The organism is Sinorhizobium fredii USDA 257 (assembly GCF_000265205.3).
Taxonomy (GTDB): Bacteria; Pseudomonadota; Alphaproteobacteria; order Rhizobiales; family Rhizobiaceae; genus Sinorhizobium; species Sinorhizobium fredii_B.
Map to the genome: position 1 here is coordinate 104,041 of NT_187151.1, position 14,647 is coordinate 118,687.

Consider the following 14,647-nt stretch of genomic DNA (forward strand, 5'->3'; position numbering starts at 1 on the left):
CCGCGCATTCACTGACTCCAACTTGATGAGCGTTCTTCTATTTCGCCCGCATCTATTCAGTAAAATCGTTTGTTTTCATCGCAGCTATTGATGATATGAATTTAACGCTTTATCGACTTTTGATTACTCATCTTCGTCAGTCCGATACCGCCGCTGGCCTCGGCCGGTCACCTCGATCCATTTCATGCCTGGTTCACCCATGCCTTCAAAAATGGCGTCTGTGATCTCCAACCCGTTCCGTTCCGCGCCTGCCGATGAAGAATACTCGCGGCCTCGGTCAGCAAAAGGCGGAGTATTCGTCGCTCTCATGACAAAACGCTAAAATCTCTCAAGGTGCGATAAAGCAGGCGGTGATTTCTTCTATTGCTTGAGCACTGGAGCCAATACTGCCACCAAGGCTGCGAATAGTCCGACGATAAAAAAGCATAAACGCATTGTGGTTGCCTCGGCGAGGAGTCCAATTGCAAAGGGCCCCAACGTCATTGCGCCATATGCGAAGATTGCAACGGACGCGATGGCTTTCCCCGCCGGCACTACAAGATCGGCTGCTGCCCGACTGAAAGCCAATGGTAGGACGGCCGCATAGCCGACCCCCATCAGCACGAAGCCCGCCACGACTAACGGCAAGGTTTCACCGAGGACGATCAACAAAATGCCAAAGACAGCCGAGAAACCGCTTATGCGTGCAACAGTGGCTGATCCCCATCGCGTAACCAGAGAATCCGCCTTAAGCCTCATCATCACCATGGCCGCAGAAAAGCCCATGTACCCCAAGGCGGCGTCCGATTCTTCGGTCCCGACTACATCATGCAAATATACAGCACTCCAGTCGAGAGCTGTACCCTCTCCTAGTCCAGAGGCGAGAGCAATGAGCCCCACAAGAAAAAGGCCACTGTTAGGTAACACCAATCCCACTGCACCACTTTCATGCGTTCGGATGGTTGATTGCCAATCGAGCAGAAGGAAGGGTCCGAGCAACCCGCCGATCGTCACGGCCGTAACAAGAAAATGGACGTACACTGGGGTCTGAAAGACTGTAGCAATGTAACCGCCTGCTGCGCCGAGAACGGCCCCCACACTCCACATGGCGTGAAACGACGACATCACTGGCCGTCCCATGTGTTTCTCCACTTCGCTCGCCCAACTATTCACCGCTACGTCCATCGAGCCATGACACATGCCAAAGAGAAATAGGGCGATCGCCAGCAGCGGTATTGTGGGCGCAAGCCCTAGAGCGGCAATCGAAACCAGGAACGGGATCGCGATCATTCGGGCGACCCGCACTGCACCCAAGCTATCGGACAGCCTTCCGGTAATGGGGAACGAAATTAATGCGCCCAACCCTAAAAGCAACAGCAAAACCCCAAAGCTCGCTTTGGCAACGTGAAAGTGACCCATCACGGCGGGAACGCGAGAAGCCCAGGTCCCGAGGAGGATCCCGTTCAACAGAAAGCCTGCAGCGACACCGCGCCAGGGAGTAAGCAACCTACGCATTTCTTCTCCAACATCCCGTAGCTTCTGACGTCGATTGATTGTCCGGTCGTATTCCGGCGCTTGCGTAGCGGACCCTGAGAACTCAGGTCAGCGCTCGCCCATTCCGCGGCAGGCTACAAATGAAAAGATCTCGATCTCCCGTTCTGAGGTCTCAGAATAGGAAATCCGGGCCGGCTGGACTCTTCTTTTCCGCCCTGACCGGTGAAACCGGTGTAGAAAGCATCGCTCGCTTCAAGTCGGATCGTGGTCGGCGACTAAAGCTGCGCTCAAGCTAGCACGAATGAACTACAGATGAATTGATTGAGATCATAGACAGGTTTGCGCAAAAAACCACGTTCAATGGCTTTTCAGTGTGGTGAGTCCCGGAGCGATTTTGCCTATAACGCTACTCGGCAATTGCAAATATCGGCCGCCACAATAGACCAACGAACGGCCGTTGCCCTTGCAAATGTCGACAAAACGGCCGAGCATATTCGCATGGGCGTGTCGTTCTATGACATCCTCAAGCTCGCAGTCGATGGTCGCCGCAGCATCCCGAAGGACGGGCGCGGCGCTCAGCCCGCCAAGATTCGGAGAATTGATCGGCGAGTATCGCCTTGGTATTTCAGGACGTTTAAAGGGTGAAGGGCCGTACGAGAGTATCGGACAGACTGGTGACTCATTTCCCAGTGCGGTGGTGCTTGTCTGACTTTATAGAGACACTCTGTCTCCACACAGAAGCGGCCCCATCCATACATCACCGCTCGTGTGCGCCCAAAGACTTGACCAGCATCACGATTCGGCGGCGCAGACGATAGTCGCCCACGCGAGAAAAGGCCCTGATGAGCTCGATCCCTTCCTTGCTTACAACGAATTCAACGACTTCGGGTGGGATGTTAATCTGATTTGAAGCGGACCGCTCCTCCGACCGGATTTTATTAAGCGTATCCTCAAAGAAGTAGGAAGGCTCCACTTTCAGAGCCTTCGAAATCTGCTGAAGCCGACCCGCACCGACGCGGTTCACGCCCTTTTCGTATTTTTGAACCTGTTGAAACGTCACCCCGATAGCTTCGCCGAGAGTCGTTTGGGACATGTTCTGCCACTCACGCCTCTGGCGGATTCGTTGACCGACATGGGCATCCACAGCGTTTGGCTTACGTCTTGTTTGTTCAGAGTTAGTACTCAGCACATTCGTCTCCTCAATTTCGGCTATCTTAGTTCTTCGGGAGATATGATATGAGCTCCACCTCCCGCACATACACTCCTTTAACATACCTCAACTGAAAGTCAGAAACTCAATTGAGACATCTGGAGTCTTCGGCGGCCACCCTAAGCACATTCAGATTATGCTTCAAGTGTGAAGCCTTAGCGGTGGTGCTGATGCGCTTTCGTGAGTAACGCGAGAACCGCTGCTGCAGGGTCAAGCAGTCTCGTTGCCAGCAGGTCACCAGCATCGCAGGAGCAGTCGTGCTAGAGAGCATTCGCCTGTTTGCGCCGAGACACCACATTCTCTCCTGCCGTCGGGCGGAGGGAGGCTGCGATGCGGGACCTCCCTTGCTGCTTCAGGAGTCGCATAGAGCCTGGAATCGAACATCTGGTGACCGCGAGAGGTGATCTTGACTACCCCCATCCCAAGGTAGGACGCTGCCAGCCTAGCTTTCCTTTGGACGGTCATCGGTTCGTTCCCTTGAGGGACGGTCCAACAGTCATTACGGTGGGGTCGGCGGAGAGCAGCCGTTTCGCGACTGCCCGTACGTCCTCCACGGTGACGGCCTGGATCAGTTGTTTGCGACGCTCGACGTAGTCGATGCCGCGATCTTCGAGTTGGATTTGGACCAATGTTTGGGCGACCGCACTAGATGAGTTCAGATTTTCGATCGCATAACCGCCGATGAGCTTTTTCTTTGCCGCAGTGAGCTCGTCCTCACTGACGCCCTCCTCTGACATTCGCCTGACCTCGGCTCGGATGAGGGAGAGCGTCTCTGCGGCCCGATCCGGGCGGGTTCCCGTGCCGATGACGAGCGCCGAAGCATGGTCGATGTTCTCCAAGGTTGAGTAAATGCCGTAAGCGAGGCCCCGCTTCTCGCGCACCTCATTCCAGAGCCTGGATGTGAACGCGCCTCCGCCAAGGATTTGGTTCATGAGATTGGCTGCAAAGAACTGCGGGTCCTTTCGGGGGATTCCCGGGTAAGCTAGGCTCAGTTGGGTCTGAGGTAAGTCATACGCGACGCGAATGGCGCGCCCCAGCTTAGGCACTGCGTCAACGACCGGCGTTAGGGAGGGGCCAGCAGGCAATCCGCCGAATATTCGATCCAGATCACGCTTGAGTGTGCCGGGATCGATCGCTCCCACCACGGCAATGGTAAGGTTGCCGCGCGCGAAAATCCGCTCATGAACCGCCTTCAGATCGGAGGTAGTGACAGCGGCAAGTGTTTGCACGGTGCCCTCCTCCCGACGCGAATACGGATGATCACCATAGATCGCCCTCATCCATGCGAACTGTGCGGCCGTCTCCGGATCCTTGGCTCTTGCCAGGATGCTGGAGACGATTTGGGCACGAAGGCGGTCCACCGGCTGTTGGTCGAAGCGCGGCTGCTCGATTGCCAGCCGGAGAAGTTGGAAAGCCTCATCCTTTCGCGCCGCAAGCACCCGCATATAGCCGTAGACTGCATCGGGCCCCGCCTCAAAGAGCATCTCGGCGCCAGCATCGTCCAGCCGCTCCTGAAAGGCATCGCTGTCAAGATTTCCGGCCCCTTCGTCCAACAGCTCTGTGATCAGATTCACAATGCCTTCCTTCCCAGATGGATCCTGCGTCCTGCCGCCCCGAAATGCGAAGCGGGTGGTGACGATCGGTAGCGAATAGTCCTGCACCAGCCACGCCTTTATCCCGCTCGATGTCTCGACCTCCTCTATGGCCATGCCCGCAAGCGCTGGACACGCGGCAAGGCCCAGCAATATGCATGCCACGACGAGTGAGGGCTTGGCCCCGATGCGCAGTCGGCTGAACGATATCATCGGCTTTTATCTCCTGAGGTAGCGCTTTCGCGGGGCAGCAGATACCCCGCTACGGACCGGTCGGGACTGAGGTATTTCCTGGCAGCCGCTTGCACCTCTGCCGCCTTTACGGCGCGGATCCTAAGTGGCCACGCCTCTACGTCGTGTGCAGTATCGCCTGTCGCAAGCGCCGCCCCATAAATGCCGGCCATTCCCGACTGGCTGTCGCGCGCGAAGATTATCGAGCGCACGAAGCGGTTTTTGGCCTTCTCGAGCTCGACATCCGTAATGCCGAACTCGATGATCTTCCGAATTTCAGCGTCTATCGCATCCTCCACCTCCTCAATCTTCGCCTCGCCGCGCGGCGAGCCAAAAACCGTGAAGCTCGACGGATCGAGCGACCTTCCGTTGAAATAGGCCCCGCCAGATGAGGCTATTGCCTGTTTGACTACCAGCTCCTGATAGATCCGGCTGCGCGTTCCCCCGCCGAGAATCTCCGACAGGATATCGAGGGCTTCCGCTTCGCCCTGCTCAGCTGTTCCGTAGGACGTCGTTACCCAGGATTTTTGGAAGCTCGGCACCGTGACGCGCGGGTCGGTGAGCGCGACGATACGTTTAGTGTTCTGCTCCGGCTCCTGCGGCCTCACCCGCGCCGGCAGATCCGGACCGCGAGGCAGGGTCCCGAAGGTCTCGTCCGCTAGCCGCCGCACCCTGCCGGCGTCCACGTCGCCTGCCACGACCAGAATGGCATTGTTGGGGGCATAGTAGCGGTCGTAGAACTTTAGTGCGTCTTCGCGATTAAGCTGTTCCATTTCATGCATCCAGCCGATCGTCGGGATGCGGTAAGGGTGGTTCTGATACAAGGTCGCCTGCATCTCCTCCTCAAGTAGCTGCTCCGGACTGTTCTCGACGCGCCAGCGTCGCTCCTCAAGAATGACATCGCGTTCGGGTACGATCACCGCATCGGTGAGAACGAGATGGCGCATCCGGTCAGCTTCGAATTCCATTATTGTTTTGAGCGACTCTGGCGTGACCGTCTGATGGTAGGCGGTGTAGTCGGAACCCGTGAAGGCGTTCTCCTCACCGCCGATCTCCGCGATCTTTGCGCTAAACTCTCCGGACGGATGCTTCTTCGTTCCCTTGAACATCAGATGCTCCAGGAAATGAGCAATGCCGGATTTGCCGGGTGGCTCGTCGGCATTGCCGACCTTATACCAGATCATCTGCGTGACGATCGGCGCCCGGTGATCAGGTATGACGACTACCTCCATGCCGTTGCCCAGCATGAAATTTGCAACCTCGGCTTCGCGAAGGGGGCTCTCGTCGGCCGCCATTGCTGAGGTCATCAGAAATTGCAGTGCGACCATACATAGGACAAATGCACAGATACGCGAACACACTCCATCATGGCTCGTCGACCGCTGTGGCAAATGCGACCGTGCAGTGCCAGCTCGACCATCGCTTGGCGAGTACCACCTCTTCCTTCTTCTCCAAGGTTCTGCAGTAGGGTGGCCGGGCGCGGGCCCCGACCCCGGCATAAAGAACGGTTCTGACATTTCGACATTCTTCGCACAATTCTCGTCGACGCTGGCACGTCAGCAGAGCAAAATACGTGCCACGGAAAAACCGTTTAGATTCAAGCACCTTTGGATCGAACTAGCTATGTCAGCATTCTAACATTGTCGTATGTCGAACAATGACAGCCTGGCGGCTAAAAGTGGACCGCCGCGTCCAAAACCGACAGGCGGCGATCCGTAGAGGCTGGCCTTCTGCCGAGTAGGCGAGCGCGCTCGGTCCCGCCCGACATGGTTCCGCGCGGTCATTGGCACTATAACGGTGTCATACTTCCCGTTCACGCCTGCCGATCGTCTTATTGCTCCGTTCCTGGGTCTATGCGGCGCCGCATATTCGTGTCCGCCAAGGCGCTCCCTGCGACATGCAGGGCTTCGTCGAAAAAGCCGATAAGAAACCCAAGCGCCGCAATGCGCTCTCTGTGCCGGCCATGATCAAGGCAATGGTAGCTGGGTCCGATTTGCAAGATGAATGGTGTTGAACCCAGTCTACCAATTTCTTCATCGGCATCGCCAACCGCCACTCGCCAAAGACATCGACGCGCTCATGCGTGGGTCCATGCACAACGGATCAGCGTCTCACAAGTAGCTGAGACTCCCCGACGTGCTCATGGCGATCTCACAACGGCAGAGCGCTTGGGCGGAAACGCCGCGTACGATCCATCGGACAATGAGATGGTTATTAGCCCTATTGCCGATGGGCCTTGATTCAAGTCAAGGCCCCGCACCACGCATTACCTCATCCTTGAGCACGGAAGATTACCTTAGAGAAATCACGGAAAGGGACTGGAGTGTATGATCGCTAGGATCAAGACGTTTGCGCCCCCCACAAACCGGTCATTAGCTCCAGCCACCGCCGATCGGCTGGCCTTATTGGCAGGTTCTCACGAGGACCAACTGGCTCTCTGTGACCGTCTCGAGGCCATTGCAAACGGCCTTCCGTACGGAGTCGACCGTAGTATATGCGCTCACGCCGGAAAGATGCTTGGCCCGCACTTACGGAATCTTCACGAGAGAGAAGAAGCTGCTGTTTTCGCGTGGACAGAGGAGAAGCTGGGGGACGATCCATCAGTGTTAAGTACTTTGGGTCTGCTCAAGTATGAGCATTGCGAAGACGAATGCTTCGCCGAGGAATTGGCGGAAGTGTTGGGTCGGCTGGCGACGGCGGATGCTACTGTCAATCCGGAGGCAGCGGGCTATATGCTCCGTGGTTTCTTCACCAATTTGCGTCGGCATGTGCGCTTCGAGCAGCAGTGCTTTCGTAACCTAACTGCTGATCGCTCAGGCTGCTGACGCATCCCGTTCCTGACCGATGCCAACGGGGCATTCGAAGATCCTCTCTGAGTGCCCGCGCCGCCAATTGCCTCCTGACTCCAAGGCAGGGATTCACCCTGAATCACGCGAGGAAATCAATGTCGTGCCAATTCTGTCTCATTCCGAGTTCGGCGGACTTGCTCTGGCTCTCAGGTGGCTGGGCAGTTCGTTGTTCTACGTCGGCTGCTAGCTGCGGGACGGGGTCGACGGTCGGCGATGTCTACGTCTTTCGTCAGCTTGCGCGACGGCAAAGGCTCTTTGGGGACTGTCGTTTCGACTACGATTGCATTTATAGCGGCCAAAGTCGTTTTCCGGAGTCCGTTCGTCAGATCAAGCAACAATTTTGTCGGCCGCTACATGGGTCTGGCAGTTCTTCGGGCAGACGCGGGCGCAGGCTCCGCAGCCGATGCAGCGGCCGGCGTGATCGACAACCATGATCGTGCGGCTGAGCTCGCCATCGAAGTCGTCGTCCTCGCCATCGCAGGCCCCGAGGATCTCACCGGATTCGTCGATGCCGTGCAGATGCATGACCTCGCGCGAGCAGACCTTGAAGCAGCGGCCGCAACCAATGCACGTCATGGCGTCAATGGCCGTCAGATATTGCGGCATCCATGTGGAGCCGTCGCGGGTAAAGAAATGACTTGTCATCGTTGGTTCTCCAATCAGGATCTGTCTCTCCGCATCCGCCACAGGCAAAAAAGTAAAATCTCTTCCGAGATCGGACGTGACCTCATCCGTCACATCCGCTGAAATTCCGGTCTTGTCGGCCGACTTTTCGGGGCGGTCTGCTAGTCAGCGGCCATTGCAAAGACTTGGCTAGGCATTTTTGAGCCTCGCCCTGTGGAAAGATCGCGGCAGCGGGACCGGTGCGCGTGGGGAGGAGTGGTCCCGCTGCCTGACGTCGGCTCTCCAGGGGAAATGAGAGCCGGCGGTTCGTCATCGCCTAGATCGACCGTCAACCGCGCCACTTGGGTGCGTGGATGGCGGTTATCGCTTCGGTCTCCGGCGAGCTTCCTATTGGAAGACTGACGGATGGTGTTCCGTCAATACGACTCTGCCCGGTCGTGAGAAGCACCCCGAAGCCCTCGTACACGGAGCGAACGGACGGTTCGAGCGCAAGCCCGGCGGTGGTGTGGAAAGCTTTGAGCCTCCACGGCACGTCCGCATCGAAATCGCGGATGATCGCGTACCACGCTGGCGCGCTGTCCCGCGGCATTGATTCCAGGATGAAGCGGCCGGAGTTACTCTTCAGGTTGCCGCCGACACTACCGACTTTCGGTCCGAGATCAAAAAAAACAGCGAGCGCATTCTGGGCGGCGGTGCACGTGTCGATGCCTCCCTCGCAGCCGAATGCGACCTGACCTAGACCTGCCACGTTGCTTGCCTCATTCGTACCCTGCCGATCCCCGGCTTTCCAGCCTCTTAGATGGCATGTCGGCAAGACTCGTGCCACTCGGGTGCTCGACTTGAAAAGAAGCTTGTTATGTTAGCATTTCAGGCATTTAGCCGGGAGGCAAGGAAGGGAACAGTCGACAAGAATGTGTCGCTTTACCGACAAGAGTGTCGAAGCGGCTGTTTGAATTACTACACATGGTTCTCATCGGCGGCTACCGAACTAGTACTCAAGCGGTACAGATAAAGTGCCCGGGGCAGACGGCGGCGCGCGTCGCTGAGGTTGATGCACGGGCTCATACCCTCCGTTTCGGAAAAATCCACTATTTACTCGCCCTCAAGCCGCCCACGGGCGTAGCCCTAATCCTTGGCCGATCGCCTTGGCGCCGGCAGCATGCCTTTTGCCGGATCGATCGTCAGGCCCGAGCCACTTCGGGATAGGTTTCAATGGCGGCGGTCGCATCATCCACCAGCTTTGCACCGGCTTCCGCGAGCTTGCGAAGTGTCGCGAAGCCGAAGCGGTGGACGTCGCGCACTGTTTTCGAAAATACGACCAGCCGTCCGGTCGTTAGAAGCACTCGTCCGAAGCCCTCATGGCTGATCATCGTGATCGGCGACGCTACCAAACCGGTACGTGCTTCGATTGAAAGCGCGACGGCGGTATAAAAGATATTGAACCGCAACATGACGTCCGGACCGGGATCGCCGATGATCGGGATTTCTCGACGCTGCTCTTCAGTGATGACGAAGTTGGCCAACAACTCCGCGTCCGATGCGCGGTCTTGCGATCCGTAGGTATCCTGCGCGCGGACCAGCCGCGCGAGGCATTTGACAAACGGCGTGACAAGGGCCGCCTCGTCCACCTTGACATCAGGCGTGCCCGTATTGATGGACGTTTTTTTCATGATTAAGTCCTCGTCCTCGAATGGTTTTTTCTCTGCGACGCCCGCTTGCGCCAGCACCTTGCGCAACCACGGCGGAGGGGCCGTCTTGAGCATTTTCTGGGTTCGTGAAAGTACGTCTTGAATGGCTTCCGGCTCTCCCACTCTAATCGGATGAATTTTCGCAGAGACGACCCTGGCTGCGGAAGGGCCGCCGATAGCCCGACAAAAGAGGAGATGACAGCCTGTCAACGCGGTCACCTTTGGGGTGATGCGGTCCTCGCCCTCGATCGGATGCTTCCCGGATTCGTCGGAGACGTCATCGAAGCTCACAGCTTCCACGAAATCCCAGCCGTCGCGCGACACGTCGTAGACTGCAAAGTGCTTGGCCGACCCGAAATGGGCGTTTAGGACTTTCATGTCCTGCGTCGCGATCGCTATGCGCAATGCGCCGGAACGCCGCGGCTGGATTTCGTCAGTGACGAGCGAGAGGCGACGAACGGAATTCATCCGGCATTTCTCCGCTTTCGCATTGCATCGATTTTCTCAAGCGACGGCGCGGGCTGGTTGGCCTGGATGATGTTGGCCGCCTCGAAGATCAGGTCGCGCGTGCCACGATAGAGAACTGTGAGTTTGTGCTGGCTGCCGAGGCGGTCGAATATCGGGAAGCCGATCCGCAGCAGAGGGATGCCGAGGCGCTCCGCTGCCTGGCGTCCGTGCGAATGGGTAACGAGAAGATCAGCGCCGCCTGCTAGCTCTTCGAGATCACCGAGATCGCCGATCTGGACCTTTTCGGCCGGGACTTTCTCGATAATTTCTGACTCACCCGTAGTCGTAACGGCCGAGATGATCTCGGCGCCAAGTCCCGTAAAAAAGGTGGCAAATTGGTACAGCTGGTCCGGCTCGGTGGCGATCGCGATCTTCTTGCCGGCGAAATGGAAGTGTCCGTCGAGAAGCGCGTCTTGCAGCTGTGAGCGGTGACGGTGGATTTTCGCCGGCGCCGGCACGCAGGAAATCTCGGAAAGAAGCGAGACAAACTGGTCGACGTTCTTCAATCCCGTTAGTGACTGGACCAATACGTAAGGCACACCCGTCAACGTCTGCAGTAGCTCAGCCGGGCGCCGCATATGTTCCCCGATGGCGATGCACTGCACCGCCCTACCCAACTCCTGTATATCCTCGATGCTTGTACCTCCATACGTTGTCGGCATCCAGCGGTCGGGCACCGTACCGTCGAGGGAGCCTGAGACGTCCGGCACGATCACCGGCCTCAGCCCGAAACCTTCCACCATCTCGCGCAGATGCTCGATATCGCCTACCGTGAGGTGCCATCCGGGCAGGATCGCAACCTTCTTTTGCTTCCACGGCTGCTCGCTAGGTTTTGTAATCCTCTCGATCAGTGTTGCCTTTCTCGAGCGAGGCGCCTGCTGACCCCGCAGTGTAATCTGTTGGATCATCGCGGCGACGGCCCTCGCCCAGCCCTCCTCCAAGGCGCCATCGAAATCCGGCGTGTTTGCCAGCACGACCTCTGTGCCTGCAAGTTTCTCCGCATGCGTCATTTTGATGTTGGCGATTTGCCTTGCGAAATCTTCAGAACGGGTTTCCACAAGTGCCGTCGTGCAGATCCCGATCAGCCGCGGATTCGCCCGCTTTTTCAAGTTCAGAATCGCCTCTTCCAGATGGGCTGCCCCGCCCAAGACTGTTGCCAATTCGTCCATTGCCGTCGTCTGCAGCGGGATCGTTTCCTTGAAATGGCGCACGCATAGCACTAGCGCGAAGCTAGTGCAGCCTTGGCTGCCGTGGAACAGCGGTATCGCGCCATCGACCCCGAGAAAGGCTAACGCGGCACCCAGCGGTTGGGACGACTTGAGCGGATTGACCGTCGCTGATTTAGATTGGCGATGGATGTGGACCATTTGCTTTCCTCAACACTCAACGAAGTAACCGGCGTCGTGCCGGCGAATTGAGCGCCCGACACTCGTAGCATCAGAGTCGGGGCGCGTGTTCGGCAGCGGTTCCTGTGTAGCAGGACGGCTTTCCCAGGGTGCCGGCTCCCTCACCTGCGACCAGACCGGGTTGTGAATCGCAAGGTCAATCTGGCGCACGAGTTCCACCGTGCCGTCATAGCCCGCATAGGGGCGGTGACGCTCTTGGTTGATATCAACCCAGGGCATCTTGGCCTTCAGCGCAATGAATTGCGTGCGCCCGCCCGACAGCATGATGTCAGCCTTATGTTCTGAGAGCATGGCATAGAGCTCTCGGGGCGACATCGACTCGAACATCTGGAGATCGTCCTTAAGCACCTGTCTGATGCGCTCCTTGTCCTCGACCGTCGATTTCTTGACCGAGGTGCCAACGATCTCCATGCCGATCTCCATCAGCGCATGAACAAGCGACCAGGATTTCACGCCGCCGGTGTTGATGAGCACCCGCTTGCCTTTAAGTCGCGGCCGGTATTCCTCGAGCTTTTTCCACGCAATCGCCTCCTCCTCCGCAATGAGTGCATCGGTGCGGTCGAGGATCTCTTGATCGGCACCCTTCTTTACGAGCAGATCGGCAATCTGTCGGAGTGCTTCCGAGGTGGCGGTGATGCCGTAGAAGGATCCCTCGAAGAACGGGATATCCCAGCGCTCCTCCATTTTGCGGGCAAGGTTGATCAACGCCGTAGAGCACACCAACATGGCTGCTCGAGCGCGATGAGCGGAGGCAATGTCGAGATAGCGGGCGTCACCGGGAATGCAGGCGCGAACACGGATGCCAAGCCTCTCCAAGAGTGGCCTTACCAACCAGAACTCACCAGACAGGTTGAACTCGCCAAGGATATTGATGTCGCAAGGGCCGGCATCATCTGGCTCCACCGTGCCGATGACATGGTCGAGCAACGCCTCGCCAGCCAGCTTGTTGCCGAGGTTCTTCGGACCGACGAAGCCCGGCGAATTGATCGGCACCACCGGTAGGCCGCACGTTTCCTCAGCGCGCTTGCAGACCGCTTCGATGTCGTCGCCGATAAGCGCCGTTACACACGTCGCATAGACAAAGATTGCCGGCGGCTGATACGCTTCTTTAATCTGGCGGATCGCTTTGAAGAGCTTCCGCTCGCTGTTCCCCATAACTATGTCTTGCTCGGTGAGATCGGTCGTGAAGCTGGTGCGCCAAAGCGTCGGACCGGACGACGCCGTACCTCGGTTGTCCCAGGAATTGCCTTCGCAGGCGAGTGGAGCATGAACCAGATGCGCAACGTCGGTGATCGGCTGCAGCACGATCTTGGCGCCATCGAAGGCGCAGCCTCCGGCCGCCGCGCCGGGGGTCAGCGGTTTCGAACAGCCTTTACTGCGTGCGTTGGAATCCTTGCTGCGATTTCTCTCACAGGCAGGCTCATCGAAGACATCTTGGATTTTGACATTGAGCGAAGACATTCGCTAATCTCCAGATTGCATCAGGAGACGGCCGGCGTTTTGCCGACCGCCGCTCTAGCGGGTCAGGTCATAGGAATAATCGGTCACCGCCGTCTGCATCGTTTCGCGATCGAGGCGGTCGAAGATCGTGTCGAGGATCGTCGTCAGCAGGCGCAGGCCGCCCTGGTAGCCCATGAGCGGAAAGCGGTGGTGGTGGTGGCGGTCGAAGATCGGGAACATCAGCCGGATCAGCGGCGTGCCGGTATCGCGCTCGAGATACTTGCCGTAGGAATTGCCGATCAGCAGGTCGACCGGCTCGGTGAAGAGCAGCGAGCGCAAGGCCCAGAGATCCTTTCCCGGCCAGACCTTTGCCTGCTTGCCGAAGGGAGAAGAGGCGAGCAGCTCGGTCATCTCGGCCTGCCAGGCCGCCGTGCCGTTGGTGGCGAGGCAATGCCGCGGCTCGCCGCCGGTCTCCATGACGAAGCGGGCCATGGCGTAGACGAAGTCCGGATCGCCGTAGATCGCGTATGTCTTGCCATGCAGCCAGGATTGGCTGTCGGCCATGGCGTCGACCAGCCGGCCGCGTTCCAGGCGTATCGTCTCGGGGATTTCCCGGCCGGAAATCGCCGACACCTTCATCAGGAACGCGTCGGTGGCGTTGATCCCGAGCGGGTAATGGAAGGCGGCGGTGGCCTGACCGACCTCCCGGCAATATTCGAGCGTCTTGCGGCTGTTGTAGTGCTGCAGCGACAGCGTCGCCTCGGCATTGAGTGCCGCCCTCAGCGCCTTGATCGTCGTGCCCCCGTCATACATGCGGTATTCGCCGTCGGACGGCGTATCGAACTGGTCGGAGGCATCCTGGATGAAGGTGTAGGACACGCCCATCAGGGTGAGCAGGCGCTGGAGCTCGCGGTTGTTGCCGACGCAAAAGCCGTCGAAGCCCGGGATGATGTTGATCGTGCCGGCCGCTTGCGTGCGCGCCTGGCCCTTCCAGAAGTGCTCCAGGATGCCCTTGACCATGCTGTCATAGCCGTCGACATGGCTGCCGACGAAGGCGGGCGTGTGAGCGAACGGCACGTCGAATTCGGGCGGGACTGCGCCTTCGCTCTTGGCGTTCTCAATGAAGCCATGCAGGTCGTCGCCGATGACCTCGGCCATACAGGTGGTGGAGACGGCAATCATCTTCGGATCGTAGAGCGCGTAGGTATTGGCGAGCCCGTCGACCAGGTTCTTCAGGCCGCCGAACACCGCCGCATCCTCGGTCATCGAGGACGAAACGGCCGAAGCCGGCTCCTTGAAGTGGCGCGACAAGTGCGAGCGATAATAGGCCACGCAGCCCTGACTGCCATGGACGAACGACATCGTCCGCTCGAAGCCGGCGGCTGCGAACACCGCCCCCAACGGTTGACAGGCCTTGGCGGGGTTGACGACGAGCGCCTCGCGGGCGAGGTTTTTCTCGCGATATTCCCAGCCCTTGCTGTATTCGCGCTGGTCCGTGACGAGCCGTTCGGGGTGCGGACATTCGAAGTTCAGCTTCTTCTCCGCGAGCATCTGCCGGTATTCCGGCTCGCGAAACAGCGGCGCATGGTCGAGTATCTTCTCAGCCGATTGCGGCATGGTGTTTGAC

Annotated in this window: 11 protein-coding genes and 1 pseudogene; 1 reads left to right on the top strand and 11 read right to left on the bottom strand. The window is 58.3% G+C overall.

From position 1 onward, the window contains the following. Nucleotides 1–360: 360 nt before the first annotated feature. From USDA257_RS31805 to USDA257_RS31825, 4 genes are all read right to left on the bottom strand, one after another. Nucleotides 361–1,494, bottom strand: a complete 1,134-nt coding sequence (locus tag USDA257_RS31805) for an MFS transporter (RefSeq protein WP_014857629.1) — start codon at nucleotides 1,492–1,494, stop codon at nucleotides 361–363. 736 nt (nucleotides 1,495–2,230) lie between these two features. Next, nucleotides 2,231–2,662, bottom strand: coding sequence for a helix-turn-helix domain-containing protein (locus USDA257_RS31815; RefSeq protein ID WP_014857631.1), 432 nt, complete (start codon nucleotides 2,660–2,662; stop codon nucleotides 2,231–2,233). 482 nt (nucleotides 2,663–3,144) lie between these two features. Next, nucleotides 3,145–4,488, bottom strand: coding sequence for a M16 family metallopeptidase (locus USDA257_RS31820; RefSeq protein WP_014857632.1), 1,344 nt, complete (start codon nucleotides 4,486–4,488; stop codon nucleotides 3,145–3,147). Then, nucleotides 4,485–5,813: a M16 family metallopeptidase gene (locus tag USDA257_RS31825; protein WP_223843492.1), complete on the bottom strand. Its 1,329-nt coding sequence runs from the start codon at nucleotides 5,811–5,813 to the stop codon at nucleotides 4,485–4,487. Before USDA257_RS31825 ends, USDA257_RS31820 begins: the two co-directional genes overlap by 4 nt. A gap of 1,020 nt (nucleotides 5,814–6,833) precedes the next feature. On the opposite strand from USDA257_RS31825, the gene USDA257_RS31830 reads away from it, so the two are divergent. After that, a complete protein-coding gene (locus tag USDA257_RS31830) occupies nucleotides 6,834–7,331 on the top strand; it encodes a hemerythrin domain-containing protein (RefSeq protein WP_015633443.1) in 498 nt (165 codons plus the stop codon). 351 nt (nucleotides 7,332–7,682) lie between these two features. On the opposite strand, the gene fdxB is transcribed toward USDA257_RS31830, so the two are convergent. From fdxB to nifK, 7 genes and pseudogenes are all read right to left on the bottom strand, one after another. Further along, on the bottom strand, nucleotides 7,683–8,000 hold the full coding sequence (fdxB, locus tag USDA257_RS31835; protein ID WP_015633444.1) for a ferredoxin III, nif-specific: 318 nt from the start codon (nucleotides 7,998–8,000) through the stop codon (nucleotides 7,683–7,685). A gap of 307 nt (nucleotides 8,001–8,307) precedes the next feature. Further along, the gene (locus USDA257_RS31840) at nucleotides 8,308–8,805 is read right to left on the bottom strand and encodes a hypothetical protein (protein ID WP_223843490.1); all 498 of its coding nucleotides are present in this window, start codon (nucleotides 8,803–8,805) and stop codon (nucleotides 8,308–8,310) included. A 355-nt stretch (nucleotides 8,806–9,160) separates the two neighbouring features. Next, a complete protein-coding gene (locus USDA257_RS36445; RefSeq protein ID WP_034859528.1) occupies nucleotides 9,161–9,649 on the bottom strand; it encodes a NifX-associated nitrogen fixation protein in 489 nt (162 codons plus the stop codon). Nucleotides 9,650–9,655: 6 nt separating this feature from the next. Further along, nucleotides 9,656–10,135: pseudogene (gene nifX, locus USDA257_RS36450) on the bottom strand (nitrogen fixation protein NifX); the annotation flags it as partial. After that, a complete protein-coding gene (gene nifN / locus USDA257_RS31855; RefSeq protein WP_014857641.1) occupies nucleotides 10,132–11,541 on the bottom strand; it encodes a nitrogenase iron-molybdenum cofactor biosynthesis protein NifN in 1,410 nt (469 codons plus the stop codon). The gene nifN and the pseudogene nifX, both read right to left, overlap by 4 nt. Before the next feature lie 9 nt (nucleotides 11,542–11,550). After that, the gene (gene nifE, locus USDA257_RS31860; protein ID WP_014857642.1) at nucleotides 11,551–13,041 is read right to left on the bottom strand and encodes a nitrogenase iron-molybdenum cofactor biosynthesis protein NifE; all 1,491 of its coding nucleotides are present in this window, start codon (nucleotides 13,039–13,041) and stop codon (nucleotides 11,551–11,553) included. 54 nt (nucleotides 13,042–13,095) lie between these two features. Then, nucleotides 13,096–14,637, bottom strand: coding sequence for a nitrogenase molybdenum-iron protein subunit beta (nifK, locus tag USDA257_RS31865; RefSeq protein ID WP_015633414.1), 1,542 nt, complete (start codon nucleotides 14,635–14,637; stop codon nucleotides 13,096–13,098). Nucleotides 14,638–14,647 lie beyond the last annotated feature (10 nt).